Below are 26,063 nucleotides of genomic sequence, written 5' to 3'. Positions count from 1 at the left end.
CGCCGACTGGCTCCATCACTACAATCATCATCGAGGCCACACCTCACTCAAAGGTCAGCCACCGGCCAGCCGCGTCACCAACCTCTCAGGTCAATACAACTAGGCCGTCATCGAGCACCTCAATCTCATCACCGGGTTTGATCCCGTTCCAGTTGAAGATTTCGAAAGACATGGCGTTATGAAGCCTTCCTTGATTCTTGCGGCGGGGACGTGTAATTCATGGGGTTCTGGTATCCGGTGATGATGGCGGTCGATAGGTGGTGACTACCTGCGTTTTGCTAACGAAAGCAATGCCAAATCGCGGGCATCAGCTTCGGGGCGAGTTCATGGACAGACGCGAGTATTGCCTCAGACAGGTGCTGAGCGGATTGCCAATGCTTTTAATATGTCATCGCTTTAGGTGGCCTAAATTGCTGTCGGCGACACACCGTGCCCATTTTTACCGGTTGCGGCGATTTGCAAGGTAAGTCCGGCTCTGAGGAGATCTAGTTTCGAGTCTTCGCGGTCAGATGTCAGCCGCTGGACCCGCGGGCAGCAACGTGGTCCGCAGTAGTGCATGACTCCTGGCGTGAGTTGTCTGGAGTTCGAACCGTCACTCGGCAGGGCGGCCAGCAGGTCATGTGCCGCTGCACCGCACGCGCTGAAGGGGGAAGCGATAGTCGTCAGTGCCGGTGTGGTGAAGTCCGACCCGAAGATGTTGTCGAAGCCAACCACGCTGAAGTCGTCTCTGCACTCGAGTCTGACGATTCGGCCAGCACCAACGTCAAGCCGCGTGTGGCGGCTTCGGACTGGGCGCCGCGAATGATGTCGAAGTAGCTTGGATCGGCGAGGTCGGTGACAATGAGCCCAACCATGCCGGTGCGGCCGGTTTGCAGTGCACGAGCCATTGGATTGACCCTGTAGCTGAGTTGCTCGGCCGCATCCTCGACGAGCCTCCGTTTTTGGCACTGCCCGGTCTTGATAGCCCAGCGCACGCGACACCGTTGGGGCATTAACACCTGCGAGTTTTGCGATGTCGTAAATTGTGGCCTTGGCGGGGGCTATATTAGGGATCTTTCGCCATGTCTAGGTCCTTCCAAGACGAGGGTTGCTGCCTGACGGGAAGGTTCTTGAGGATGCCAAGGAACAAGCTCGATTCCCTTGGTCTGCCCATACAAAATCACGCCCGTGACCGAGCGACGCCAGTAAGTTCGCTTGAACAGTTGATGCCACGGTATGTAAGCGTCGGGGGGTCGGCCTGCATTAAGCACCTCACGCGCCCCGCAACTCAATGTGCTGTCCCGTGATGGTGCTGACTCCGCGACGTGTGAGCGCGCCTGGCGCGACAGGACAGCAGCGACGGGGCCGGAGTAGAGCGGTTTCTGCTCATCCCGCCTGGCTACGAGCAATCATGCCATGGACCAGCCGCCCGTGGTTAGGCTTGAGGCGTCCCATTTCCCCACACCTGATCGGGCTCTTGACCAGGATCCGTTGAAAGCCCTGCTCATGGACAGGGGCAGTGGCGTCTAGGAAGCCGAGCTCGTTCAGGGCGTCAGCATCGAACAGGATGGTGCCCTTGTCGCCGTAAATCTCGAGCCTAAGGGAGTTCTTTTGGCCCGTAGCCATGCGGGAGACTTCCACCGAGGCGATCGTTCCGGAGGCGAGGGTCAGCGTGGCCCAGGCGGCGGCGTCGACCGCTACTTCTTCTGGACTGTCCGGTCCGGGGAGACGGTCCACGAAGGTGTGCAGACGGCCGGTGACCTCGGTGACGGCGTCACCGAGGAGGAATACGACCTGGGCAATGGCGTGCGCGGCGATGTCGCCCGGGGCGCCGGGGCTGGCGGTTTCCTTGCGAGGCCGCCATATTACGGGGGATGCGGTGTCGGAGAGCCAGTCCTGGAAGTAGGCGGCGCGGATGTGTCGGACAGCACCCAGCCGGCCCTCGGCAATAAGCTCCCGGGCCAGGGCCAGGGCGGGGACGCGGCGGTAGCTGAATCCGATTATGGACTGGACACCCTTGGTTTCGGCCTCTGCGGTCGTGATGGCCAGGGGCTTCTCCACCAGGACGGGCTTGCCGGCCTCCAGCGTCCAGTCCGGGGCGCAGACGTCTACGATGTCGATGTCGTCCCGTCCTATGACAGAACGGCAGTCAGCCGTGGACTCGGCGCGCCGTTCTTGGCCGCGCCCTCGGCGACGGCGGCCCTCCGAACGAGCATTTTCTGCTCGATTTCGGGAACGTCAAAGTATCTTGCCACGTTCCGCCGCGCGATCAAGTTGGCCTTGCCTGTGAAGGTGTAGCCGGTGAGTGCCACGCCTGAAGGTTTGCTGAGATTGGTCCGGTAGGACATGATTTCTGGCTTTCTTGGAGAGTGATGGGATTCGTCCATGGCGGATGGGCGCGTATCCCCGTTGGACCCTAAACTCCCGTTGCCCGTAGGCGAAGGAGGGGTAGGCCTTGTCACTGGATGAGCAGGAGGGGAGCGGGCTGCCCGCCCCCCTCCGACGTTCTAGCTTTGCGGCCGTGGCTAAATCAGCGACTTGTGGCACGTCGACCCTCCCCGGCGCAGCTCGAAAAACTCAGCTCTTCACGTACACGGCCTTTACCTGGGTGAAGAACTCCTGCACGCTGTGCCCAATGGAGTAGGGCCCCAACCCGCTCGCACCGACCCCGCCGAACGGAACGTGTGCCTGGCTCGACGTACCGTGGTTGATGTGAATCATGCCGACGCGTACGTTCTGGGCGAACTCGTTGGCCACACGGATGTCACCAGCGAATGCAGCAGCGGCGAGGCCGTATTCGGACGCATTAGCGACCTCAATCGCTTCTTCATGGCCGGCAACTCGCAAGACTGAGAGGACAGGACCGAAGACCTCGTCTCGTGCGATAGCCATGGTTGGTGTGACACCGTCCAGTACAACTGGAGCGAGGTAAGCTCCCTCGGGAGCGTCCCTTCGGAAGGTAGCGGTGCGCGCTCCTTCTTCGACTGCGACTTTGACGTGAGCGGCGACATCGTCGCGGGCCTTCTCCGAAACCAGGGGACCAACGTCAACGGCTTCCCGACCCGATCCGATGAGGAGTTCGTCATACGCGGCAGCAAGCCGGAGAACAAGTTCATCGGCAATTGCCTCATGCGCTATCACTCGGCTTATGGCGGTGCACCGCTGTCCCGTGGCCTGAATCGATGCCGAGACAATTTCCGGCACAGCGCGGTCAAGATCCCCAGAGATGTCGACATAAACCGCGTTCTTTCCCCCCAGCTCTAGCTGGGCCGGGACGAGCCTGCGTCCCGCTGCCTCAGCGATTGTGCGCCCCACCTGGGTTGAACCGGTGAAAGTGATTGCATCGATTCCTGGATGAGCCACGAGTGCGGCACCGACCTCGCTCCCGCTTCCACATACAACGTTGACGGCGCCTGCCGGTAGGCCCGCCTCTTCAAGAAGATCGACGAGCCGGAGTGTGCTCAGCGGCGACTCAGCTGCGGGTTTGACGATGACTGTGTTTCCGGCAGCCAGAGCGGGCGCTATCTTGCGTACAGGGGCGACGATCGGGAAGTTCCACGGGGTTATCGCCGCGACGGTGCCAACAGGAACCCTCGTTGTGTAAATCAACGTGCCAGGTGTTGCGCTCGGGAAAGTTTCCCCGTTGAGGCGCAAAGCCTCGCCGCTCATGAACTGGATCTCCGAGACGGCGCGGTCGACTTCGCCGCGGCTCTCCTTCAGAAGCTTGCCCATCTCCGAGGTTGCCAACGCGGCGAGCTCCTCTCTGTGCTGAAGCAGTAGTTCCGCCCATCGCAGGAGGACTCTGCTGCGTTCCTGAGGCGCTGTGGCTGCCCAACCTGCCGATGCGCTGCGGGCGGCGGTGACTGCGTCGTCAACGTCGGAGGAGGTCGAGCGGGGAACAAGGGCGATGACTTCCAGCGTCGCAGGATCCAGGAGCGGAGCGGTGCGGGTGTGGGGAACGGAGCGTCCTCCGATGCGATTGGCTGAGACTGGCACGTCAGTGGCCGGGGAAGTGCTCGTTGGTGTTGTGGTCATTTGCGTAAGACGCTGTGCGTCAAACCTTTCTGGTGGAGTTACAGACTAATTTGGGAGCGCGGTCAGAGCGCGGCTTCGAGGAGGGCGGCCAGCTGCGCCCGGGATGCCTCCCGCGGGTTCGCATCCACGTTGTCACTCTTTACGGCGAGGTCGATAACCCGGTCGTAGTCCTCAGGAATGACGCCGAATTCTGCAAGCCTGGACTCCATGCCGATGTCCTCGTACAGTGACGTGAGTGCAGCGACGATGTCGGTGCTGCCAGGTTCCAGTGCGGAGGCGATGCGCGCATACCGCTCCGGATCAACCTGCTCGTTGAACGCGCACATCGGGATCAGCATCATGCCCACTGCGAGCCCGTGTGGAACGTGGTGGGTCGCCCCAAGGGGAACGGCAAGAGCGTGTGCAAGGCCGAGGCGTGTCGTGTTGGCCGCAAGTTCTGCGATGCAGCTGGCGGCGAGCATGCCTCCTCGAGCTTGCAGGTTTGTCGGGTCGTTGGTCGCCGTGCGCAGGTGCTGCCCGATCAGAGTGATGGCCTGGAGGGCCATGCCCTCCGAAATCGGGTTGTTCCACACGCTGCCGTATGACTCGATGGCATGTCCTAGCGCGTCGAGGCCAGTGCCGGATGTGAATTTCGCGGGAAGTCCTACCGTCAGTTCGGGCGCGAGGATCGCGAAGACAGGCATGATTTTCATTGAAGCGATTGAAACCTTCGCTCCTGCTTTTTCATCCGTCAGGACGGCGAAACGTGTCACTTCGCTACCGGGGCCAGCCGTGGTCGGGATCGCGATGATTGGCAGCGGAGCGTTCTCGACGTTCTCCTGTCCGACGAGCTTCAGTGAAGACACACCGTTGGCGGCGGCAGCTGCTGCGGCCTTCGCTGAGTCCATCGCACTTCCGCCACCGAGACCGATCACGCCGTCGTGCCCGCCCTTGAGAACCAACTCAGCGATCTGGTCGACGAGATGCGTGGAGGGGTCTGACTGGACCTCGTCGAAAACAGCATGCGTGACGCCCGCCTTGTCCAGTACCGCTGTGACCTGCGCCGGCACAGTCGTTGCAGCCAGTCCCTTGTCCGTGATGAGTAGAGGGTTCACAACCTTGATCTGCTCGAGCAGCGCCGGAAGTTCTTCGAGCACGCCCTGACCAAAGAGGATTGTGGTCGGAAGTGAGTACCGTACCTGCCGCAATGGATCGCGTCGTCGGGCGCCCGCCGTGGTCATTTCTTGAACGTCAGTCTCAGTCATTATGTCTCTCCTTCGAAACGGTGGCTGCCGCTTGGACGGCAGCCCTTTTTGAGTTTGTTTTCTCTGGGCGTGATGAAAGGGTGCAAGCAGTTTTCAGGGAATCTCTACGACCGTGAGCGATCGGTCGATCCACTCCCGATCCCATGCGCCGGAAGCGATTGCGGCCCGCTCGGCAGCTTCCGATGACCTCTTGTCTTCGGCAAGGGCGATGATTTCCTCGGCCCGCTCACGCGGGATGACTGCGATGCCGTCCTCGTCGCCAATGATCAAATCGCCGTCACGCACGGTCAGTCCGGCGATTGCTACGTCGCAACGGATGTCGCCTGGACCGTCCTTGTACGGGCCACGGTGGGTAAGTCCGCGCGCGAATACCGGCGGGGCGTCCTCGTCAAGTTCGCTCTTGTCACGGACGGCGCCGTCGACGACGATTCCCGCAACGCCTCGAGAGGACGCGTACTGGCCAATGAGCCCGCCTAATATTGCGCGGTCCGTTGAGCCACCGGCATCAACGACGAGAATTTCTCCCGCCCGAACGAGTTCGAGGGCTTTGTGAACGACGAGGTTGTCCCCTTCCCGAGTGCGGACGGTCATTGCTGGCCCGACCATGACGGTGCCTTTGGGGAGTCCGGCGATGGGAATGAGGCCGGGAGCCCCGGCCCAACGCCCGAACACGTCGGAGACCAGGGAGGTCGCCAGCTTCCGCAACCTCTCTATCTGGTCTGTCGACGGAAGTTCGGTCTTGGGATGAATTCTGCATTCTGTGGGCATGGGGGGGTCCTTTCTGGACGGCGGAGCCTTGACGTTAGTGGGATGTGAGACCGGAGCGGAGTTGTTCGATCATGAGGTCCTCGCCGGTGTGCAGATGAGCGAGAAGATGTTTCGTTGCCGCATCGAAATCGCGCAGAGCGACGGCCCGGGCGATAGAGCGGTGCTCCTCGAGGTTGTCATCGGCCCGGCCCGGCAGCGTTGAGGTCAGGAAGTGCCGGCCCCGGTCGACGTGGTTCTGCAGCACTCCGTACATGCCGCGGAGCCGGGCGTTGTCACTGCAGGCGACAATGCGGTTGTGGAAGGCGTTGTCCTGGGCGAAGTACTCCGGAAATTCTTCGCGCCGGATGGGATGAGAGTAGAGGTCAAAGAAGTGCCCGATTTCGGCGATAGCTGACTCATCCTGCTTTTTCCCGAGTTCGCTCAGTGCCATCGGCTCGAACATCCGGCGCAACTGGAATAGCTCGCGTACGTCCTGTTCAGTGAATTGGCTGACCTCCCATCCCGAGCGTCCGCGCGAGACGACGAGACCTGTTGCCTCGAGGCGGTGGAGCGCTTCACGTACGGGCGTGCGGCTGATACCCAGTTGCTCGGCAAGCGAGCGGTCGCGCAAGTGCTCTCCAGGGGCAAAGTCGCCGTTGATGATCGCCGTGCGGATGATCTCCACCGTACGGTCGCCGAGTTGAATAGGTTCGATTGTCGATAGCTGGCTCATGATCCACGCCCTTGCTCAAGGTATATGTCCGTCACGGCAATCTTCCCCCGCGGGAGAGTGCGGCCCGCAACTCTGAAGCGTCAAGGAGGTTCTGAACTGTCCCGTTTGCGGCGTAAGCAAGCACGTTACCCACAGCTACGTCCCGCGGGCTTCCTCGGCGAATCCAGGACCGGTAGAAGATGCTCCGGTCGAATCACTTCCATGCCAGCCCCGATCAGTCGCTGGACCGATTCCTTGTAGATGGCGCGGGTAAGTAAAATCCGCATGTCAGGCCGAAGCCTCCACGAACAAGAGTTCAGCGGCTACGCCGAGGTCCGATGCAAGGGACTCGAGGTCCGCGATAACTGTGCCGGACAGAAGAACCCCATGGACGGCGGCCTCTGACTCTGCCGCCTCTTCCAGCTCGCCCGGCAGAAGGACACGGTTGAATCCTTCGGCCGGTGGTAGCTGAGCGACTTCGTCAACGAATTCGCGTACATGTGCTTCGAAGGATTCTGGCGTGCCCCAGCTCGCCGGGTCAATGGCGAAGAAGATATGACCAACCCTTTGTGGCCGGTCCCATTGTTCGTACATGTCACCAATCTGTGAACCAGTGATGCCTGAAAGCATGGTCCCGCATAGGAACTCGATACCCATCGCCAGACCGGAACCCTTCGGTCCCGCAAAAGGCAGTACAGCACCGGCAAGGGCATCGGCGGGATCAGTGGTCATACGGCCATTGACGTCCACCGCCCACCCTTCCGGTACAGTGCCGACCCCTGAGCGGGCCATCGAAATAATCTTTCCCCGGGCGGCATTGCTTGTTGCCATGTCGAGGATGATTGGCGGTCCCCCCGGACGGGGGATGGAATACCCAAGCGGATTCGTTCCTACTGCACGGCTGCGCCCGCCGAAGTAGGCCATGACGGCAGGCCCGTTCGAGGCCGCGACGCCTACCAGCCCGGCCTCAGCGATGCGCTTGAGGAAGAATGCAAGAGCTCCACAATGGTTACTGTTGACGACGCCGACTGCACACATTCCCAGTTGTCTGGCACCGCTGATCGCTTCCATCACTGCTGCCTGCGCCGCTACCTGTCCTGGTACGTTCATGGCGTCGACGCGCCTGGCCGCACGGTCCTTTCCAGTGATTAACGGTTCCGCTGTCGCATCAACCAAGCCTGCCAGCGAGCGACGGCTGTAAATCCGAGTGCGGCTGACCCCATGGCTGGAAACCCCCCGCATGTCAGCCTCCACCAGGGAATCGGCGACAAGCTCAGCCCGATCCTGCGGATACTTAGACGCCGCAAGGAGGTCCGTCACAAGTTGTCGAAGCGACGTCGCGTCCACTTTGCGGTCTGAACCTACCTGGGCCTCGCTTTCGAGGTCGTAGCCCGAAAGTGCCCCTTCAGTTGTCGTCATATCGGCTCCTTGTCCCTGATGGCTGTCCAATTATGAAGATCAGCAGCCAGATTTTGGTATACCGTGTACATTACACCAAGAAGTGTCGCGTGTGTCACACTTACTCACGCAGGCTCGCAGCCGTGGCAATCGCCCAGGGTCGTACGTCAATGAAGATGGAGATGGTTATGCAAGCAAAAGATCATGCTGTTCCGGGGGTGACCATGACCGGCAACCCGCACGGGACGGTCAATCGGTTCAAGGCCGCGTACGGAAGCGCGGCAGGAACAATCGTGGAGAATTATGATTTTGTTGCCTATGGCACCGCCTCGGCGCTGTACTTCAATCAGGTTTTTTTCCAGCAGAGTGACCCAGTAGTCGGCACACTGTTAGCCTTCGCCACGTTCGCCCTCGGCTACGTCGTCCGCCCGCTTGGCGGCATCATTGGAGGCTATTTCGGTGACAGGATCGGCCGCCGGCCAGTGCTCATTGCGGCACTCCTCCTGATGGGTGTTGCAACAACGCTCATCGGCGTCCTTCCCACATACGCACAAGTTGGCGTGCTTGCACCGATTCTCCTGGTCATCCTCCGGATGCTTCAGGGGCTCTCCTTTGGTGCGGAGTGGGGCGGTGCCATTCTCATGACCTATGAGCACGCTCCCTGGAAGCGCAAGGGACTGTATACGGCCATCCCGCAAGCGGGAGTTCCCTTTGGCAACATGGCGGCGAGTCTTGTCTTCCTGGCCAGCATTGCCCTGCCCGGAGACTGGGCATGGCGGGTGCCCTTCCTCGCAAGCGCTGTGCTCGTTCTCGTCGGGCTATTCGTCCGTCTGGCCGTGGAGGAGTCGCCGGAGTTCACGGCCATCAAGGGTGCAGGTGAAGTGGTGAAGAATCCGGTCGGCTCCGTGCTCAGGAACAACTGGAGGAACCTCCTGAAGGCACTCATGATTCGAGCGGCAGAAAACGCGGGCTATGCCATCGGCATTACGTATGTGAGTTCGTATATCATCAGCGAGAAACTGGGCGATCGATCGACGACTGTTTTTGCGATTGCCATCGCAGCTGGGATCGGATGTATTGCCGTTCTCCTGTGGGGCCACCTCACTGACAGGATCGGGCGTCGGAGTGTCTACCTCTTCGTCTCGGCGGGAATGGTCATTTTCGCTGTGCCCGTCTTTCTCCTGCTGAACACAGGACTGTTTGGCGTTATTGTCGTGGCTTTTCTTATCACTTTCTGCTTCGTCGAAAACGGGCTTGCCGCCGTTCAGGGTCCCTGGTTTGCCGAGTTGTTTCCGGCGGAAACCCGAGCCTCTGGGGTTTCGATGGCGTATCAGTGTGCCGCCGTTATCGGCGGGTTCACTCCGCTCATAGCGGTGGCTTTGTTCACCCAGTTTGGCTGGATGGGGCCGGCTCTGCTTTATGCGGCCTTCGGATGCCTCGGGTTCTTCTCCGCTCTCGCCACCAAGGAGACGTGGGGCCCTGCGCAGCGGAAGGCTGTTGACGAATACCTGGCGGGGTTACCCGATAGCAACCCCGAGCTATCGCCGACCGCCCGCCGCTAGCCAGAAATCACCCGTTCCGACGTCTTCCTCCCGTCATCCCCCGTGAGGTGACTCAGCCCAACCCCCTCCAGAGGAGTGGAAACGATGAGAGTTCTCATTGCCCCCGATTCATTCAAGGGGTCGGCTACGGCCCTCGAAGTTGCCGATGCAATAACGGAGGGATGGCGGGAGGAACGCCCGGGCGACCAGATATTCTTGGCGCCCATGGCCGATGGTGGAGAGGGGACCCTTGAGGCCTTTTCAACTGCCGTTCCAAATGCGCAATGGATGCCGGTCAACGTGCACGGGCCATCGGGCGCACGTTTGGACTCCGAGTGGCTCCTCCTTCCCGATGGAACGGGGGTGGTTGAACTAGCGAGGACAAGCGGACTGACACTGCTCCCGAGTCTCATGCCGTTTCATGCACAAAGCGTGGGTTTCGGCGAAGCCATCAACGCTGCGCTGAACCATGGCGTCAGCAAACTCATCTTGGCGCTCGGCGGCAGCTCCTCCACCGACGGCGGGGCTGGTCTACTTTCCGCACTCGGAGCACGTCTGCTGGACCGAGATGGGTTGGCTATCCCCGCCGGCAATTCGGGGCTGCGCGCTTTGGACTCGGTTGACTTAAGCGGGCTGCGTGCACTCCCGCCGGGCGGTGCCGTCATCCTCAGCGATGTCGATAATCCGCTACTGGGTTTGCGGGGCGCCGCGAACATTTTCGGGCCCCAGAAGGGGGCGCGGGAAGAGGATCTGCCCGCCCTTGAAGCTAACCTCGCGCGCTTCGCCGCCCTCCTACCGGCAAATCCGGCAGCTTCCGGGTCGGGTGCTGCAGGCGGCGTCGGATTTGCTTTACTCGCCTGGGGCGCCGTCATGTCCTCGGGCTCAGCCATGTTGGGTGAGACCCTTGGCCTCAATGAACTCGTGAGGTCGGCGGATGTCATTATCACAGGTGAAGGCCGGTTTGACAGCCAAAGCTCAGGGGGCAAAGTCCCCTGGTACTTGCAATCTCTCGCGAACGTCGAGCAGATCCCTGCGCTGCTCGTCGCCGGAAGTATCTCGGCGCCTATAGAACAGTTTGAGCAGGCCGTTTCCCTTACTGAACTGGCAGGGGGCGTTGACGCCGCAATGTCGGATCCCAGGCGTTGGTTGCGAACTGCGGGAACAAAGCTTGCAGCCTCGCTTTTTAGAACCGGAGCCTAGTCCCCGGGCGAAAACACGTATCCGAATGCGCTTTACGCACGACACATGACGGAATTCGCGGTGAGACTAGCGCTGTCTCCTCATTGTCGCCGCGGCAATATCTATGGATACAGGGAACCCACGTCGCCTCCGGAAGTGGGCAGACCGGAAAGCAGGAGTTTGTCCTTTACGACGGCGGTGATAGCGCACGTTGCGCCGATGGTTAGATTGGGGCTTGCACCCCAGGTGCAAGCCCCAATCTTTCTTTGGAAGCGATGGAATGACAGTGGTTAAACAGAACGCACTCAGCGGACGGCTGTTAGCGGCCATGCAAAACTGCCGATAGGCGGTCAGGCCAGTGCCCGGTGGCGGCCACGAGGTCTGCCCGATCACAGCCATCAAAGATGCCCACAAACGGCCAGCCGAAACACACTCGGTGAGGGCCGGATCCCCCGAAATCACCCGGCGCCGCCACCATCGCTCGAGCGAATACTCAAGGTGGGGAGAGCGCGAAAGCCTAGGGTGTGCCTCCCAAGTGGCATGGCTGGATCGCACACATGGAGCGCGCGAAATGCCCGTTTGCGACAGCGAGATGCTTCCTGGCTCGGACCGCAGATGCTGGTCGGAGACGACCGATGGTTGGAATCCCCGGGAATAGGCCGCAAGCACAAGCAAAACAATGAATTGCGATACGAAAGGCAGCTCCATGGGAGACCATGCAGATTGGAAGGATCTGGCCGATAGGCAGGTCCAGATTCAGAAAAAAGGCCGAACTATCCGGACTGGGTATGTCAAGGACGTAACCGTTACTGCGGACGCTCTCTGGCTGGAAGCCTATGGCACCGAACCTCGAACCCTGTATGAAAAAGCGCAGGGCTATACCGCGCTACCCATCCGACCCAGCGAAGTGAGCACGTCATGAACATGCAGGATCTGGAACCCATCGAAATCAAAGTCCACGACAGGGCCTCCATGGAACGCTGCATCACTGCGGCGGTCGACCGGATGATCGAGAGCGCAAGGCAGCAACGGACGCACGGCATCCTGGTAACCCGGCTCGGAGACGGACACTTCGTCGTCAGCCTCAGTAATACAGTCCCCTTTGGCTACACGGATCAACTCGATTCCCGACGCCAAACTGCTTGACTGACTGCGGACACTGTTCCCGCCCTTCCATCCGGTCCGGCCCAAAGATGCCCGGAAGACACGCCCTAGCTAGGGCCCGTCCCGCTCGCTAAACGCCGCTCCACGGGCGTGTACACATCTCGATCGATACGCCACGGCCTGTCGGACGCTTGACGACCTGCCGGAAACCAGGCACGGTGCTTCTCCGATCGGGCCGCAGATCATGGCGCCTGGCTCAAAAGCGTCCTGCCCACAGGCGGCCAACACGACCGTCCATTGGTGACCGCCGGCGGGTAATCAAGGTGGCCACCAGCGGGCAGGCCTCTGGCCGCCTGTGGGAAATTCCTAATGGCCGCTGACAGACGGCCCGGGATCAACCTTGCCCAACAGCTTGTGGAAGTACTCGTTGCCGATATTCGGTCCGGATCCCTGATGCCTGGGATGAAGATGCCATCCGAGAGTGCCCTTATGACGCGCTTTGGCGTCAGCAGAACCGTGGTGCGGGAAGCCGGTTCCCGGCTTCAGGCCGCAGGGCTGGTGGAGAGCCATCGGGGAAAAGGCTCGTTCGTGCTGATGGTTTCCCCTGATCACAGGGGCAGAACGAATTTTCCCACTGTGAACAAGCCCGAGGACGTGGATGAGCTAATTGGGTTCCGGCTAGGCGTCGAGGTTGAGGCAGCCGGGCTTGCAGCGGCCGGACGTTCGGATGCCGAAGCCAGCAGCATTGCCAGGGCAGCCGCTGCTATGCGGCGCATGCCCGCGCTGACGAGTCAGTTACTGGAAGCGGACTTCGACTTCCATTTGCGGATCGCCCGGGCAACCGGCAACAGATTTTACGGCGAACTACTCGAAGCCTTAGGACCCGCTATGATCGCGTACCCTGCCCACCGGCTGCCACCTCTGGACCGCGCAGGAACCATCGGCCCGGATGAGATCATCTGCCGGGAGCACGAAGCCATCGCCGAGGCGATCGCCGATGGCGACGTTGGCTGCGCCCGAGCGGCCATGCGGCTGCACCTGGCAAACTCCCGCAACCGGCTCTCCCGCAAGAAGTAGCCGCCGGTCCTGAGCTCGGGGATCGGGAAGTAGAGCTGCTGTCACAGGCTGCACGGCCCCTCTTGGGGTACTCCGACGACCGATTTAAGCGCCCCGTAATGAAGTTTTTTGTAAAGCTGGTGCCAGAGACAAGCTATAGCAGAACAAGGGAAGCGGGCCCAACCATCTAGCCGCTTTCCCTGCCGTCACTGCCCGACAGAGCGTGAGCGCGGTCACCACCCGGGCCTCAGCGATGGGGCCTGGGGATGTCGAGTGGAAGCTACTCCGACCAAGGAGATATTCTGGACACCGCGGTCGGGTACTACGGGAGTGCTGGCAAATAGGAATTCTCTTAGGAGCCTTTGGTATGGACGATCAGCGCAGGGAGTTGGTCCTGGAGCTGGATAACGTGACTTTCCGCAGGGAAGACAAGGAAATCATCGGCGGGGTATCAGTGTGCGGGGGAGCACTGGGCGCTACTGGGCGCGAACGGGGCTGGGAAGAGCACCCTAATGGGACTCTGCGGTGCCATCATGCACCCGAGTTCCGGGTTGGTGCGGGTCCTGGGTGAACGTTTGGGCCGGTTGGAACTGAAGGCCCTCCGCCGCTCCATAGGCCACGTCAATCCGCGGCACAGGATCCTCTCCCCGCTGGCCATCCGCCAGGTTGTCCTCACAGGCCTGACGGGCAGCGACGAGCTGTCGGGCAGATGGGAACCAAGCCCTGCCGAACTCCGCCGGGAGGCCGCCTTGCTCGAAGTGCTGCGCCTTGCCAGCAAGGCGGCCTCCCGCTGGCAGACCCTGTCCCAAGGAGAACGGGGCCGAACCCTCGTCGCCCGGGCACTCATCTCCTCCCCTAAACTACTGCTACTTGATGAACCCTGCACCGGTCTGGACGTTGCCGCCCGGGAACAGCTGCTGGAAACCATTGACGTCCTCGCCCACACCCACCCGCAGATGGCATCCGTCCTGGTCACTCACCACTTGGAAGAATTGCCGGTAACCACCAGCCACGCCCTGTTGCTCGCCGACGGACTGACCGTGGCCGCCGGCCCAGCAGCAGAAACCATCACCAGTGAGAACATCACGGCAGCATTCAGGCACCCCATCAAAGTTGAATACCGTCACCGTCGCTGGAGCGCCCGCGTCGACCGGACTCTCCGATCCGAGGCGTACCTGGAAGCGGAAACGGCAGCGATCCCCGCCTGACGGCACCGGTCGACCGACCACGCAGTCGCCATAATCGCTCGTCCGGACATCCCGCTCCGACGGCCGTCCCCGCACCGACAAAAGGCTTATTCAAAGCGTGATTTTCCTGCTTCGCGGATGGGCCACTTGTGCACAATGCTCTACCAATCTTTCCTATCGAAGGGCGGTTGGGTCGTAGTTACCGGCTTTGATCCACACACACCAAATGCGACGCGAGCTGGCATCGTGGTCTCCGCGCGCCAGCCTTTAGGAAGGTGCCAACATGTCGCGAGCCCCAGGTTTAGCCGTCTTCGAGCATGCGGGGCTGGTTGATCATCAGTAGCCCGGCGATGAGGGCCAGCAGACAGGCGCAGAGCAGTCCGAAGGACGCGATCCATGTACCGCTGATGTCGTGCAGGAGGCCGAACAGCAACGGACCGAGGCCGGCAAGGCTATAGCCCACGCCTTGGGCGAATCCGGAGAGGACCCCGGAGCCGGCTGTGGTTCGGGTGCGTTTGTTGATCATCAGGAGGGCAAAGGAATAGGTGCCCTGGCCAAGTCCGAACGCGATGACCCAAAAGGGTGAGCTGGTCCCGGGCGCAAGGAGGAGTCCCCCGTAACCGATAGCGAACAACAGGGTAAAAGACATGCCGATGGGGAACGGCCGTCGCATCCTTGCTACGAGCAAGGGCACGACCAGGCTGGTGGGCAGTCCAATGATGGCGTAGAGGGCGAGCATGGAGCCTGCTTCTGCCGGTGTGAAGCCGCGGTCAACAAGGACGGCAGGAAGCCAGGTGAAAATAGCGAACGTGTTGCTGGAACAGCCGGCGAAGATCAAGGCCAGCCCCCAACCGATAGGGGATCTCCAAGGACGGATTCGTGGTCCGGGGACGGGCTGGGAATTCCGGGTGGGGTGCGCCATTGCCCGTCGTTCTGCACGGTGACGTAGGAGCACGATAATCCAGGGCAGCGCGGCTGCAGCGCCGACGAGTGACCAGACGCCAACCGCCACCCGCCAGCCCGCTTCCTCCGAGATGGGCACCGCAAGCTGCGGGGCCACTGCCGTGCTGATCGCAAACAGCGTTACGTACAGGGCGGTGAGGAGCCCGACCCTGTCCGGGAAGTACTTTTTGATCAACGGCGGCAGCACGATGTTGCCCAGGCCCAGCCCGATCATGGTTAGCAGGGAAAGCAACAGGAAGACTGCAACGCTCGTTCCCAGGGCCCTGCCCAACTGTCCGGCAACGGCCAGCAGTATCGCTACCAGCATCAAAGGCTCAAGTCGGACGCGCCGTAAAAACTGCGGGGTCAGGAATCCCATCAGAGCGAACCCCGCCGTCGGGAGCATCCCGAGCACGCCAATCGAAACTGCATCGAACGGCAGGTCCGTGGCTATCAGGGAGATGATGGGCGAAACCCCTGCCACGGCCAGCCTTGCACTCAGGGCCATGAGAAGGATACCCAGGAATACCATCCGCCGGCCGGCAGTAAGCAAACGCTTTCCAACGTGCTGCTTCCCGCCCTTTGCCCTGCGCTGCCCGGTGCCCGTGGCTGCGATAACGTCACCTCAATCTTCGTCTGGGGAGTTTGCCGCTTCTACCTGGCGACATACACTCTGCGTGACCTCAGGCGGGGGAACCGGGTTTGCTTGATTCCCCTGCCGGGCTTCGACCTAGCCCGCTATCTGTTCCCTGCTGTGTTGGTGTTGCTGTGCCTCATGCGCGACTCACCTAAATATTTGGCCGCACCCACTATCGAGTGCGGACTGTCATATCTAGGAATCCATGGTGAGCCTTACTTCTGCGTTAGACCGGACGCATACACGAGTTGAGCTGTCGGCGAAGACGGTCCACACAAAGCCGAAGTGTAAGACAGCAACGGCAAAATTTGGGCTTAGCTGACTGCGCGTGCGGCACACTGTGGCCAACCCGGGTCGCCCCGCCTTATCTTCGCGACGGCAAATGTGTCATGGACGAGCTAAGGGCAGTCAAGGTGCTGCTGAGAAAGTGATGGCGTCAGTCGGAGCAGTGGCTTCCTGATCCGCTGTGGCTTCCGCTGTTGCTGTATCTACCGCCGTTGCAGGGGCTCCAGCTTTTCCAAGGTAGTCGGTTCGGGCTTCGGTGAACCTCTTCCAGCGTGCCGCAATCACCGGTCGAAGTTCGGGCCTTGGGGCAATTTGCTCCAAGTTCTGCCGGAGGATTGGGTGAGCGCTGGTTCCCTCGGCGGCAAGGAGGGCCGCGCCTACGGCGGGAAGGTGTGATTCTGTGCTCACCTGCATGGGCGCGCTGAACATGTCTGCCGCGAGCTGCGTGAAGGCCTCACCGCCGCTTACGTCACCGGCCAGGAGGATCTTCTTGGCTGAATCGTGGGGAAAACTTTCCAGGACGAGCCTGTCGGCAAAAAGGACGCCCTCGACAGCCGCCCAGGCTGCGGCGGTTTCGTCCGTGTCAGCGTTCAGGCCAAGAAAGCCGGCCTGCGGAGTTTCGAGCCAGAAGGGGCCACGCTCGGCCCGCACATGCGGTATGAAAAAGGGGGAGCGGGCGATGGTGTCGGCCTCGGCACGCATGGCACGGTTGACCATCTTTGGCACCGCGTCAGGTCCCGTTCCATAGCCGAGCATTCTTGCGGCGACGGACAAGGCGAGCCCGCCGTTACACACACCGTGCCGCAGCCATTGTCTTGGTCTGATGTGAGCACGCTGCAGGTGAAGCCCGTCCCTTGACGGGGCTGTGTCGTAGTCGGTGATGACGTGCGTGGTGCCGAGGGTGAAGAGGCGTGTCCTTCCCGTATCGATGCCGGCGGCGTACGCGGCGCAGGCGGTGTCGCCGGCTCCGACGACCACGGGCGCTCCCGGCTGGAGGCGAAGTGCCTCACCCGCGGCTGACGTCAGTCTGCCCAGGTTGGAAAGCGACGCCCGGACCGGCGGAAGGATGGTGGCCGGGATACCCAACTTCTCCGCCAATCCCTCCTGCCACGTCCAAGTGCCGACCACATCAAAGGCGCCGAAATACGAAGCTTGTGTGGGGTCCATGGCATATTTTCCGGTCAGCCGGTGGCCGATATAGGTTCCGACGGAGCCGAGGACGCGGATGTCTCGCGCGGCACTGGGCTCCTGCTCCTGCATCAGCACGTAGGCAGCCATCATGAACGTTGCCGGGGTAACCCTGTTTCCCAGCATCACGGCTTCGGCCGGGGACAGCCGGGTCCGGATCGACTGAACGATTTCCGGGAGCCCCGGTGTCTCGAAGCGGTAGCCGGCGCTAACGTGGCGGCCCGTTTCGTCCATTGGCACAGCAACGGGGGAGTGAACTGACAGCCCTATTCCCGCCAGTTCAAGGTTTTCTGCACCTAGCGCACGGCAGGCCTCCTGCACGCTGCCCCACCAGGACACTGGATCCACGCGGCCTGACTCAAGCGGCAAACCCACGACGTGCGGAGCACGGACCCGCGTCAAGACGGTACCGGACTCGGTCAGTACGACCGCCTTGGTGGCGGTCGTACCGACGTCGATGCCGACAAAGTGTTTGGCCATGGTCCCGTTATGACAGGTGCTTGGCGGCCACGGAGGATGAGACGCCCTCGTGCACGATGGCGCGCAGGGCGGTGATCATTTTTGCCGGATCCTCCGCGCCCCAGACGTTACGGCCAAAGGTCAGTCCGGCTGCTCCTGCCTGCATGACTTTCTCAGCCATCTCAAGAACTTCCAGGTCCGTATCGGCTTTGGCACCGCCGGCGACCATGACCAGCGCGGGCGTTCCTGCCACGACCTGCGCGAAGCTTTCTGTCGAACCCGTGTACCAGGTCTTCACGACGTCTACGCCGAGTTCAGCGGCGGCGCGGGCAGCGTAGAGGACCGATTCAACGCTTCCCTTACGGTCGCCCCAGAGTTCCCCACTGGGGTAGGCGTGGCAGACAGTGGGCATGCCTACTTCGGCTGCCCGTTCCACCGTTGCGGCCAGCATCTCGAGCATTTGCGGCTGGACCGAAGATCCGGCGCTGATGCCGACGGCGACGGCGTCGGCACCGAGGCGAACGGCGTCATCGACGGTGCCGATGGTGGCATCGAGGGTCAGGTGGAAGTCCACCGAGAAAGAGGATGCCTTGAGGATCCAGGGCAGCGGTTCGGGGTCGTTTCCGAGGAGGGTGGAGCCGATGCCCCGCGTGACCGTGATGGCGTTCGGGTTGCCGGCCTTGACTGAACGGTAGGTGTCCTGAATGCGGGCCAGTTGCGGGGCGACGCCGCGGGGGACTGCCTGATCCAGGGCTACGACAAGAGCTTTTCCTGTGGTTCCGAAGAGGCGGCGCAGGCGTATGGTGCGTCCCAGCGCACTGGTGACACCAATGGGGTTGAAGGGGGTGTTTTCGATGGACATGTCGTGGTTCTCCTTTGGACTGAACGTTATTGGTGGTTGGTGAATCTGTAGAGCGGGCTGGTTGCGGGCAGGTCTGCCAGCGGTGGGAGTGCAGTCAGCCCAGGCGTGCGGATACACCGACCCGAAGGTCGCGGCCTGCCTTCGCTGCTTCAAGGGCACCTACGGTGTCGTCGATGCTCAAGGTGGTGGTCACGAGGTCGTCCACCTGCAGGGTGCCGTCGGCGACGAGCGATGCCACGTACTCGAAGTCCGAGAGGTGGCAGGAGGAGCTCCCGACCAGCGAGTACTCGTTGTAGTGGACTTCGTTCGCCGATACCTTGAGCGTGTCCTTGCCAGTGGGGAAGCCGGCGAAGAGGTTCACCTTCGCCCCGGGTGCCAGGGCGTCAAGGTAGGGCTCGAAAGCGTCTGAGCGTCCCACCGCTACCACCATGGCATCCACGCCAGCGCCGTCGGTGAAATCACGGATTGCTGCAACAACGCCATCCCCTGGGGCGAGGGTCAGCTGCGCGCCAGAGGCGGAAGCGACACGAAGTCGGTCCTCTGAGGGGTCGACGGCGATGATCTGGTCCACGCCGAGGGCCTTGGCGAGCCGGATGTGCATGAGGCCCAAGGGTCCACAGCCGGTGACCAGCAAGGCTTTGGCGTTGGGTGCGTCGATCAGTTTGAGCCCGTTGTAGGCGCAGGACAGCGGTTCGATGACGGCGGCACTGTTCGGCTGGACGCCGTTTACCTTGACCATGTTGCCCATCTGCACGGCGGTCGCAGGTACGCGGACATACTCCCCGAAACCGCCTGGAAGCTGGTATCCGAAAGCCACGCGGTTCCTGCAGATGTTGGCTTTGCCACGCTGGCAGGCAACGCAGTTGCCGCAGGGCACCAGGGGGTACACGGCGACCAGATCACCGATAGCCAAGCCCTCGGGCAGCTCGCCGTTGCTTTCGGTGATGGTGCCGGAGAACTCGTGGCCCATCACCGTGGGGTAGCTGACGTTCTTCTTCTTGGTTCCTTCGTAGATCCGGATGTCGGTGCCGCAAACAAGGGCTGATTCAACCCGCAGCAGACAGTCCCCGGGCTCAAGGGCGGGTATTGGAACATCAAAGATGTCCAGCTGCAGCGGTGCGGAAAGGATGGCTTGCTTCACGAGATTGCCTTTCAGTTTTTATGGTGGGGCGCAACAACGGGCCCTTCGCCGTGTATGTCTAGGAGTCGGTAGTGCGGTCCGGCGCCTGGCCGCTGACGGTCAGCTGGCCCTGGCGTTGTCCTCGTCCGAGGCTTCCGCTTCCAGCTCCACGACGGAAAGATCAAAGTTTTCTGCTTCTTCGAACGGTTTGAGTGCTTCGCTGCCGGCCGCGTCATCGGTGATGATGGTGCAGCCACTCGGCAGGGGAGCCCAGTAGGTTGACCAGTCGGCGTTGAGCTTCGATGAGTCAGCCAGAACCACGGTCCGGCGGGCGTGGAGTGCCATCAGCGTCTTGAGGCTGTTCTGCTCGAGCGTCCGCGAGGAGATTCCCCGGTGGGCATCGAGGCAGTCCGTGCCCAGGAAAGCTATGTCGGCGTGGACGCTGCGGACGACTGATTCTGCGATGGGTCCGATCGTTGACTGGTTGGTGGGCCGGAGCGAACCACCGAGAGCTATCGCGTGAACATCTGTGTCGGCTTCAGCGAAAACGTTCAGTGCGTTCAGCCCGTTGGTCAGGACCGTCAGCCCGGGGATTCGCGCCAGATAGCGGCTCAGCTGCCCTGTTGTGGTTCCGGCATCGAGCAGAACTGTTGAACCGGGCTGCACAAGTTCGGCCGCTGAACGCGCAATGGCGTCCTTCGCTGAAGCGTTGCTGACTTCCCGTTCCCGAAGACTCTGCTCAGCGCGGAGATTGCCGATAACTGCCCCGCCGTAGGTCCGGGTGATGAGCCCGTCCTGGCCAAGGTAATCCAAGTCGCGGCGGACTGTAGCGACTGAGACTCCGAAGTGGCGGCTCAGGTCCTCCACATGGATGCTTCCACCGTTGCCTCTCAGCTGCTCCAGGATCAGATCCCTCCGCTGCCTCGCGTTGCCAGCCTTCTCGGTCATCGTAAACCTCCTTGTTGAGTCCCTCTCAATGATTACATCGCGCATCGTTATGCGTCAACCGCTCATGGCGAATACGTTGCGCGGTTCAATCAAGTTCACGACGAAATGCCACATCTGCTAGCCCTTGACGGAAGAGACTACGACCGATGTAATCAAAGCGTGCACTTTGAGCTACTGAATCGAGCACCTTTATGCCGCTACTGCGCCGAATGCGAGGGTGATCAGAACGAGCACTAGCGAACAGGTGAAGGGGAACTCATGTGAGTTGAGCCGCAAAAAGTCTTGTATTTCGAATACGGTATACCGCATACTCAAACAATGGATTCGATGATGATGCCAATCCCGGAGCGCAAGCTCAGCTCCCATATGTACCGAGAGCTGGAAAACGCGATCGTGGAGTGCGTACTGCCCCCGGGTACTGCGCTCAGCGACCGCGAGCTTGCGCAGCAGTTCGGAGTGTCACGGACTCCCGTTCGCGACACTCTGCACCTCCTCGAATCATCAGGACTCGTGGAACGGGGCCAGCGGACCGGCTGGGCAGTAACCCAGATCCGGCTCCAGGACGTCCGGGAACTTTACGAACTACGGGCACTGCTTGAGCCGGCAGGGCTGGGGCGGATTGTCGATTGGGAGGACGACGCACTGTCCAAGGTCGCCTCTATGTTTGACGGTTTCTCTGTCCCGATGAGCCAGGGCGAGGTGGAGCAATACCTCACTCGTGACGATGAGTTCCACCAGCTGATCATCAAGGCAAGCGGCAACTCGCAACTAACCAGGGCTTACTACGTGGTGGACCGTCAACTCGCCCGTTGCAAGCGCTTTGTCTCGTACCAGGACGACTCGCGGCGGGAAGACAGCCTGCACGAGCACCGACTGGTCTGCGAGGCACTGGGCAGGCGCGACGAGAAGGCTGCGAGAGCCGCGCTTCTCGACCACATCCGCACCGCCGAAGACGCACTAACCGGCGCCATCAAAGCATCAGTACCCCTGTCCAATTAGGCCAGGAAGCCAGCAAGAATTCAAAGGAGAATCAGATGCCCAAGCGCATCCTGGCCGCCGCAGCTGCGGCCGTAGCCCTCACTGTTACCGCCGCCCTCACCGGCTGTGGCGGGGGACCCGGCGCAGACGCGCCCGCCACTACCATTAGGCTCGGCGTCGGCGACCCCGCCGCAACGTCCGTCGGCGTGAGCGCCAAGCATTTCGCCGACAAGGTGGCCGAACTCAGCGACGGCAAAATCAAGGTCGAAACGTTCCCGGACGGCACGCTCTTCGGCGGCGACCAGAACGCCGCCGTCAACCTGCTCGGGAACGGCACCCTGGACTCGACCATCATCTCAACCTCGGTCTACGCGTCCTTCGAACCGAAGATGAACGCCATCAGCCTGCCCTATCTATTCAAAGACATGGACGAGTTCAGCAAGTACCTTGAAGGCGAACCGGGCCAGGAGCTCCTGGGCTCACTGGACAAGCTGGGCATCAAGGGCGTGTCAATGCTGACCCGTACCCCTCGGCAGACCACCAACTCCGTACGCCCCATCGCTCAGCCAGAGGACTTCAAAGACCTCAAGATCCGCGTTCCGCAGAACGACCTGTGGGTTAAGTTCTTCGGCTCGCTGGGTGCCAACCCCACTCCGATGGACTTTAAGGAGGTCTACACCGCCCTGCAGCTAGGCACGATCGACGGCCAGGAGAACCCGCTGGAAGTCCCAGTCAACAACAAGTTCTTTGAAGTCCAGGACTACCTTTCCCTGACCGGCCACATCTCCGACGGCTACGTCCTGGGTTTCAGCAAGAAAAAGTGGGACTCCTTCGACGACGACACCCGCAAGGTCCTGCAGGACGCTGCTGCCGAAACAGCCGGCTTCAAAACCAGGACCGACAACGACGAAGCCGAAAAGACGCTTGAGAAGCTGAAAGCTGAAGGCGTGAAGGTCAATGAGTTGACTCCGGAGGCGCAGGCAGCCTTCCAGCAGGAAGCGCAGAAGGTCTATCCGGAGCTTGAAGGCAAGGTCGGCAAGGAATTCGTCGCGACCAGCCTCAAATTCCTCGGACGGTAAAGGTGAGCAGTCCAGTGCAAGATAAAGGAATCGCCCCGCCTCAAGGGGCCGGACAAAACAAAGTGGTTCCAGCCGCGGAAATTTCGGAGCCCCGGGAAGTTATCTGGAAGATCGTGGATGCCTTCCTGTTCATCGGGATCAGCGCCATGCTCGTCAGCGTCGCCATCCAGGTGGTCACCCGCCAGATGGGAACCTCTCTTCCGTGGACCGAGGAACTGACCCGCTTCCTGTTCATGGACACCACCTTTCTGGGCATGGCCGCAGGCTTTCGGGCGGCCGCCCACCCCCGCGTTGGCTTCGCGCTGGAGTGGGGGCCGGCCTGGCTCAAGAAATTCAGCGTCCATCTCTACGCCCTGTGCGGCACCGTGTTCTTCAGCGTCCTGATCTATAAGACCTGGGAACTGATGCTGCAGCAGTACGCCAGCGGAGAGTCCAGCCCGGCCCTGGGACTGAAGATGTTCCTGGTGACACTGCCCCTCGTGCTCAGCGCAGCACTGGCGATCCTCGCCCACATCCAGACGGTTTACTTCTCCCCCTACATGCGTAGGAAGATTCTCGAAGGAGAGATCATCGCATGACTCTTACTCTGCTGGGCATCTTTGTTCTGCTCCTGCTGCTGGGTGTTCCGCTGGCAGTTTCCCTGGGCATCGGCGTCATCGCCACCCTGGTGATTTTTGACATCCCGCTGGAGCTGTTGCCGCAGTCCATGATGAGCTCGATGAACAGCTTCCTGCTGGTGGCTGTCCCGCTGTTTGTCCTGGCCGGCAACGTCATGGCCGGGGGCGGGATCTCGGACCGCATCTTCCGTGGGGCCGAGGTCGTCTTTGGACGCTTCCGTGGAGGCCTTGGCCAGGTGAACATTGCTGCAAGCGCTATTTTCGGCGGCATCTCCGGTTCCTCGGTGGCCGACGTTGTGAGCCTGGGCAAGATCGAGATCAAGGCCATGACGGATCACAAGTACCCACGGCCCTATGCGGCGGCCATGACCATGGTGACGTCCACGCTGTCCTCCCTGATGCCGCCGAGCATCCTCATCATCATCGCCGCCTCCACAGCCAGCGTTTCAGTTGGAGCGGCGCTGGCTGGCGGCTTGGGGCCGTCAGTGGTGCTGATCGTCGTCCTGATGGTCCTGAACTTCGTCCTCTCGGCCCGGAATGGTTACGGTGAGATCTCGAAGACTGCGTTCAAGAAGGGCATCGCGATCGTCCTGGCCGGCATTCCGGCCCTGGGCGGCCCCGTGGTCATCCTGGTCGGCTTGTTCAGCGGGTTCTTCACACCCACGGAAGCTGCCGCTGTCGCCGTTCTCTACAGCCTCCTGGTAGGCATCTACGTCTACCGGGACATGAAGTGGCGCCAGATGCCGAAGATGATCATCGATGCCGGCCTCACCACGGGAACCATTCTGCTGATCGCCATGATCGCCAGCGTCGCCTCATACATCTTCACTATCGACGGACTGCCGGCCAAGGTCAGCAGTTGGCTCCTGGGCGTCAGCACCGACCCCATTATCGTGATGCTGCTGATCGGCGTAATCCTGATCATTATCGGAACCGTGATGGATATTGTGGCCGCCATCCTGCTCTGCTCGCCGGTGCTCATGCCTGCGGCTACAGCTGCCGGTATTGATCCCATCCACTTTGTGGTCTACCTCGTCGCTGCCCTGTCTGTCGGTCTGGTAACGCCACCGGTCGGTGTTTCGCTGTTCGCCACTTCTTATGTCAGCGGGTTGCCCATTGAAAAGATCGTGAAGGCCGCAACCCCGCACTACGCGGTCATGGTGGCCGCCGTCGTCATTCTTGCCATCTTCCCGCAACTCATCCTTTGGCCGGCCGAGTTTTTGACCAATTAGTAAATCCAGCCGCCGCTCAATCCCTCCCCAATCAAGAATCAGGAAACCCTCATGTCTTCCCCCATCAGGAAAACCGTCAGCAGCTACATCGCCGGTGCGTGGACGGCCTCCCCGGACGCGGCGCTCTATGAAACGACCGATCCCGGCCGGGCCGGGGTGACGGTGGCCAGCTACCAGTTGGCCACCTCGGCCGATGTCCAAAAGGCCATCAGCTCCGCCCGCGAGGCTGCCCCCGCCTGGGCGGCCACCACTGCCAGCGAACGCATGGACCTCATTTACGCGCTGCTGGAGAAATGGCCGTCCCGGCAGCGGGACATGGCAGAGATCGCCACCCGGGAAATGGGCAAAGCGATCACCGAATCCATGGGCGAAACGGCCCGCGCCATTTTCGAAATGCGTTTCTGGGCCGGGGAGGCCCTGCGCGGCGGTGATAAGACGTTCACCAGCGTCCGCAACAACACCGACGCTTATTCCATCCGCCAGCCCATCGGCCCGGTGGCTGCCATTACCCCCTGGAACTTTCCGATCCTGACCCCGATCCGCAAGGTAGTTCCGGCGCTGGTGTGCGGCTGCCCGGTCATCCTCAAGCCAGCCCTCCAGAGCCCTGGCGCCTCAGCGATCATCGCCGAACTCCTCGACGAGATCGGCGTTCCCGCCGGCGTGTTCAACCTCCTGATCGGAACGGGCCGCGAGGTCGGTGACGCCCTGGTCAACAGCCCGGACATCGCCGGAATCACCTTTACCGGCTCCACCGATGTCGGGCTCGGCATCGCCACCGCCGCGGCACGCCGCAACGCGAGAACGCAGCTGGAAATGGGAGGCAAGAACGCTGCCGTCGTGTCCTCAATTTCCGACGTCGACCGTGCCGCCGCGGAAATCGCTGCCGCAGCCTTCGCGGCAGCCGGGCAGCGGTGCACCGCTGTTAGCCGCGTAATCGTCACCAGGGATCTGCAGGCCCCGCTCGAAGAAGCACTTGCCAGGCAGGCGGCGACCTTCACGGTCGGTTACGGCATGGACGAGAAAACCAAGATGGGCCCCTTGGTGAACAGGAGCCAGTTCGAGCAGGTCCACCGCTACGTGGAGCAGGCCACGCAGGACGGCGCAAGGGTGCTCGTCGGCGGTCAGCCGCTCCAGGAAGAAAACTTGGGCGACGGCAATTACTACCCCGCAACGGTGGTTACCGACGTCAAGCCCGGCACGGCGCTGGCCACCGAAGAGGTGTTCGGGCCGGTCTTGGCGGTCATCCCGGTGGAGGACTTCGACGAAGCCATCGCCGTCACGAATGAAACCCAGTACGGGCTCACCGCTGCCGTGTTTACGGAGGACATGGACCTGGCCCACCGCTTCGTCACCGAGGCGCGCAGCGGCATGGTCCACGTCAACCACGGCACCACCAGCGAAGGCCACCTGCCGTTCGGCGGAGTCGCCCAGTCCGGCCAGGGCGCCTTCGGCATCGGGGACACCTCCCGTGATTTCTTCACCACGCGCAAGGTGGTCTACCAGGTGTACGGCCAGTAACCGCCAACCCAGACCG

General features: G+C 61.6%; 20 protein-coding genes and 1 pseudogene. 10 read left to right on the top strand and 11 right to left on the bottom strand.

Annotation, left to right across the window (positions count from 1 at the left end; all coding sequences use genetic code 11):
* Nucleotides 1–1,449: 1,449 nt before the first annotated feature.
* From ASF98_RS14070 to ASF98_RS14040, 6 genes and pseudogenes are all read right to left on the bottom strand, one after another.
* Nucleotides 1,450–2,327, bottom strand: a pseudogene (locus tag ASF98_RS14070) (Gfo/Idh/MocA family protein); the annotation flags it as partial.
* 229 nt (nucleotides 2,328–2,556) lie between these two features.
* A complete protein-coding gene (locus ASF98_RS14060) occupies nucleotides 2,557–4,014 on the bottom strand; it encodes an aldehyde dehydrogenase family protein (protein ID WP_082506854.1) in 1,458 nt (485 codons plus the stop codon).
* Between the two features lie 62 nt (nucleotides 4,015–4,076).
* Nucleotides 4,077–5,258, bottom strand: a complete 1,182-nt coding sequence (locus ASF98_RS14055; RefSeq protein ID WP_082506853.1) for an iron-containing alcohol dehydrogenase family protein — start codon at nucleotides 5,256–5,258, stop codon at nucleotides 4,077–4,079.
* Nucleotides 5,259–5,351: 93 nt separating this feature from the next.
* Nucleotides 5,352–6,026, bottom strand: a complete 675-nt coding sequence (locus ASF98_RS14050) for an RraA family protein (RefSeq protein WP_055802829.1) — start codon at nucleotides 6,024–6,026, stop codon at nucleotides 5,352–5,354.
* 34 nt (nucleotides 6,027–6,060) lie between these two features.
* Nucleotides 6,061–6,738, bottom strand: coding sequence for a GntR family transcriptional regulator (locus ASF98_RS14045; RefSeq protein WP_055802828.1), 678 nt, complete (start codon nucleotides 6,736–6,738; stop codon nucleotides 6,061–6,063).
* A 267-nt stretch (nucleotides 6,739–7,005) separates the two neighbouring features.
* Complete coding sequence (locus ASF98_RS14040) at nucleotides 7,006–8,136, bottom strand: Ldh family oxidoreductase (protein ID WP_055802826.1); 1,131 nt, start codon at nucleotides 8,134–8,136, stop codon at nucleotides 7,006–7,008.
* 122 nt (nucleotides 8,137–8,258) lie between these two features.
* On the opposite strand from ASF98_RS14040, the gene ASF98_RS14035 reads away from it, so the two are divergent.
* The 5 genes from ASF98_RS14035 to ASF98_RS14010 all read left to right on the top strand — a co-directional run bounded on the left by ASF98_RS14035 (nucleotide 8,259) and on the right by ASF98_RS14010 (nucleotide 14,203).
* Nucleotides 8,259–9,677: an MFS transporter gene (locus ASF98_RS14035; RefSeq protein ID WP_235505976.1), complete on the top strand. Its 1,419-nt coding sequence runs from the start codon at nucleotides 8,259–8,261 to the stop codon at nucleotides 9,675–9,677.
* A gap of 84 nt (nucleotides 9,678–9,761) precedes the next feature.
* Entirely contained in the window at nucleotides 9,762–10,856 is a 1,095-nt protein-coding gene (locus tag ASF98_RS14030) for a glycerate kinase (protein WP_055802824.1), read from the top strand.
* 897 nt (nucleotides 10,857–11,753) lie between these two features.
* Complete coding sequence (locus ASF98_RS14020; protein ID WP_235505974.1) at nucleotides 11,754–11,981, top strand: hypothetical protein; 228 nt, start codon at nucleotides 11,754–11,756, stop codon at nucleotides 11,979–11,981.
* A gap of 327 nt (nucleotides 11,982–12,308) precedes the next feature.
* On the top strand, nucleotides 12,309–13,016 hold the full coding sequence (locus ASF98_RS14015; RefSeq protein WP_055802816.1) for a FadR/GntR family transcriptional regulator: 708 nt from the start codon (nucleotides 12,309–12,311) through the stop codon (nucleotides 13,014–13,016).
* A gap of 491 nt (nucleotides 13,017–13,507) precedes the next feature.
* Complete coding sequence (locus ASF98_RS14010) at nucleotides 13,508–14,203, top strand: ABC transporter ATP-binding protein (RefSeq protein ID WP_235505973.1); 696 nt, start codon at nucleotides 13,508–13,510, stop codon at nucleotides 14,201–14,203.
* 280 nt (nucleotides 14,204–14,483) lie between these two features.
* Here the strand turns inward: ASF98_RS14010 and ASF98_RS14005 are convergent, their stop codons facing one another.
* The 5 genes from ASF98_RS14005 to ASF98_RS13985 form a co-directional block, all read right to left on the bottom strand.
* The gene (locus tag ASF98_RS14005; RefSeq protein WP_082506856.1) at nucleotides 14,484–15,632 is read right to left on the bottom strand and encodes an MFS transporter; all 1,149 of its coding nucleotides are present in this window, start codon (nucleotides 15,630–15,632) and stop codon (nucleotides 14,484–14,486) included.
* 537 nt (nucleotides 15,633–16,169) lie between these two features.
* On the bottom strand, nucleotides 16,170–17,714 hold the full coding sequence (locus ASF98_RS14000; RefSeq protein ID WP_055802815.1) for a xylulokinase: 1,545 nt from the start codon (nucleotides 17,712–17,714) through the stop codon (nucleotides 16,170–16,172).
* Between the two features lie 7 nt (nucleotides 17,715–17,721).
* Nucleotides 17,722–18,555, bottom strand: coding sequence for a class I fructose-bisphosphate aldolase (locus tag ASF98_RS13995; RefSeq protein WP_055802813.1), 834 nt, complete (start codon nucleotides 18,553–18,555; stop codon nucleotides 17,722–17,724).
* Between the two features lie 94 nt (nucleotides 18,556–18,649).
* Entirely contained in the window at nucleotides 18,650–19,696 is a 1,047-nt protein-coding gene (locus ASF98_RS13990; protein WP_055802810.1) for an alcohol dehydrogenase catalytic domain-containing protein, read from the bottom strand.
* A 99-nt stretch (nucleotides 19,697–19,795) separates the two neighbouring features.
* Nucleotides 19,796–20,623 (bottom strand): DeoR/GlpR family DNA-binding transcription regulator, encoded by an 828-nt coding sequence (locus ASF98_RS13985; RefSeq protein WP_055802808.1) that lies wholly within the window; start codon nucleotides 20,621–20,623, stop codon nucleotides 19,796–19,798.
* A 327-nt stretch (nucleotides 20,624–20,950) separates the two neighbouring features.
* Here ASF98_RS13985 and ASF98_RS13980 point away from each other — a divergent pair, with 327 nt between their 5' ends.
* The 5 genes from ASF98_RS13980 to ASF98_RS13960 are packed head-to-tail and all read left to right on the top strand — an operon-like array spanning nucleotide 20,951 to nucleotide 26,047.
* Entirely contained in the window at nucleotides 20,951–21,622 is a 672-nt protein-coding gene (locus ASF98_RS13980; protein ID WP_055802805.1) for a GntR family transcriptional regulator, read from the top strand.
* Nucleotides 21,623–21,657: 35 nt separating this feature from the next.
* Nucleotides 21,658–22,680 (top strand): DctP family TRAP transporter solute-binding subunit, encoded by a 1,023-nt coding sequence (locus ASF98_RS13975; RefSeq protein WP_055802803.1) that lies wholly within the window; start codon nucleotides 21,658–21,660, stop codon nucleotides 22,678–22,680.
* A 14-nt stretch (nucleotides 22,681–22,694) separates the two neighbouring features.
* Entirely contained in the window at nucleotides 22,695–23,258 is a 564-nt protein-coding gene (locus ASF98_RS13970) for a TRAP transporter small permease (RefSeq protein WP_156372414.1), read from the top strand.
* Complete coding sequence (locus ASF98_RS13965; protein ID WP_055802799.1) at nucleotides 23,255–24,529, top strand: TRAP transporter large permease; 1,275 nt, start codon at nucleotides 23,255–23,257, stop codon at nucleotides 24,527–24,529. The genes ASF98_RS13970 and ASF98_RS13965 overlap by 4 nt, the downstream gene beginning before the upstream one ends.
* A 51-nt stretch (nucleotides 24,530–24,580) precedes the next feature.
* Nucleotides 24,581–26,047 (top strand): aldehyde dehydrogenase family protein, encoded by a 1,467-nt coding sequence (locus ASF98_RS13960; RefSeq protein WP_055802797.1) that lies wholly within the window; start codon nucleotides 24,581–24,583, stop codon nucleotides 26,045–26,047.
* The last annotated feature ends 16 nt before the right edge of the window (nucleotides 26,048–26,063 follow it).

Source organism: Arthrobacter sp. Leaf337 (assembly GCF_001423745.1).
GTDB lineage: Bacteria > Actinomycetota > Actinomycetes > Actinomycetales > Micrococcaceae > Arthrobacter.
The sequence above is the reverse complement of the archived record's forward strand: the minus strand, read 5'-3'. Positions and strand labels throughout refer to the sequence as shown.

Coding starts and splice junctions, on each gene's coding strand:
- ASF98_RS14060 (WP_082506854.1), bottom strand. CDS start 4,014: ATGACCACAACACCAACGAGCACTTCCCCGGCCACTGACGTGCCAGTC.
- ASF98_RS14055 (WP_082506853.1), bottom strand. CDS start 5,258: ATGACTGAGACTGACGTTCAAGAAATGACCACGGCGGGCGCCCGACGA.
- ASF98_RS14050 (WP_055802829.1), bottom strand. CDS start 6,026: ATGCCCACAGAATGCAGAATTCATCCCAAGACCGAACTTCCGTCGACA.
- ASF98_RS14045 (WP_055802828.1), bottom strand. CDS start 6,738: ATGAGCCAGCTATCGACAATCGAACCTATTCAACTCGGCGACCGTACG.
- ASF98_RS14040 (WP_055802826.1), bottom strand. CDS start 8,136: ATGACGACAACTGAAGGGGCACTTTCGGGCTACGACCTCGAAAGCGAG.
- ASF98_RS14030 (WP_055802824.1), top strand. CDS start 9,762: ATGAGAGTTCTCATTGCCCCCGATTCATTCAAGGGGTCGGCTACGGCC.
- ASF98_RS14020 (WP_235505974.1), top strand. CDS start 11,754: ATGAACATGCAGGATCTGGAACCCATCGAAATCAAAGTCCACGACAGG.
- ASF98_RS14015 (WP_055802816.1), top strand. CDS start 12,309: ATGGCCGCTGACAGACGGCCCGGGATCAACCTTGCCCAACAGCTTGTG.
- ASF98_RS14010 (WP_235505973.1), top strand. CDS start 13,508: ATGGGACTCTGCGGTGCCATCATGCACCCGAGTTCCGGGTTGGTGCGG.
- ASF98_RS14005 (WP_082506856.1), bottom strand. CDS start 15,632: ATGGCCCTGAGTGCAAGGCTGGCCGTGGCAGGGGTTTCGCCCATCATC.
- ASF98_RS14000 (WP_055802815.1), bottom strand. CDS start 17,714: ATGGCCAAACACTTTGTCGGCATCGACGTCGGTACGACCGCCACCAAG.
- ASF98_RS13995 (WP_055802813.1), bottom strand. CDS start 18,555: ATGTCCATCGAAAACACCCCCTTCAACCCCATTGGTGTCACCAGTGCG.
- ASF98_RS13985 (WP_055802808.1), bottom strand. CDS start 20,623: ATGACCGAGAAGGCTGGCAACGCGAGGCAGCGGAGGGATCTGATCCTG.
- ASF98_RS13980 (WP_055802805.1), top strand. CDS start 20,951: ATGATGATGCCAATCCCGGAGCGCAAGCTCAGCTCCCATATGTACCGA.
- ASF98_RS13975 (WP_055802803.1), top strand. CDS start 21,658: ATGCCCAAGCGCATCCTGGCCGCCGCAGCTGCGGCCGTAGCCCTCACT.
- ASF98_RS13965 (WP_055802799.1), top strand. CDS start 23,255: ATGACTCTTACTCTGCTGGGCATCTTTGTTCTGCTCCTGCTGCTGGGT.
- ASF98_RS13960 (WP_055802797.1), top strand. CDS start 24,581: ATGTCTTCCCCCATCAGGAAAACCGTCAGCAGCTACATCGCCGGTGCG.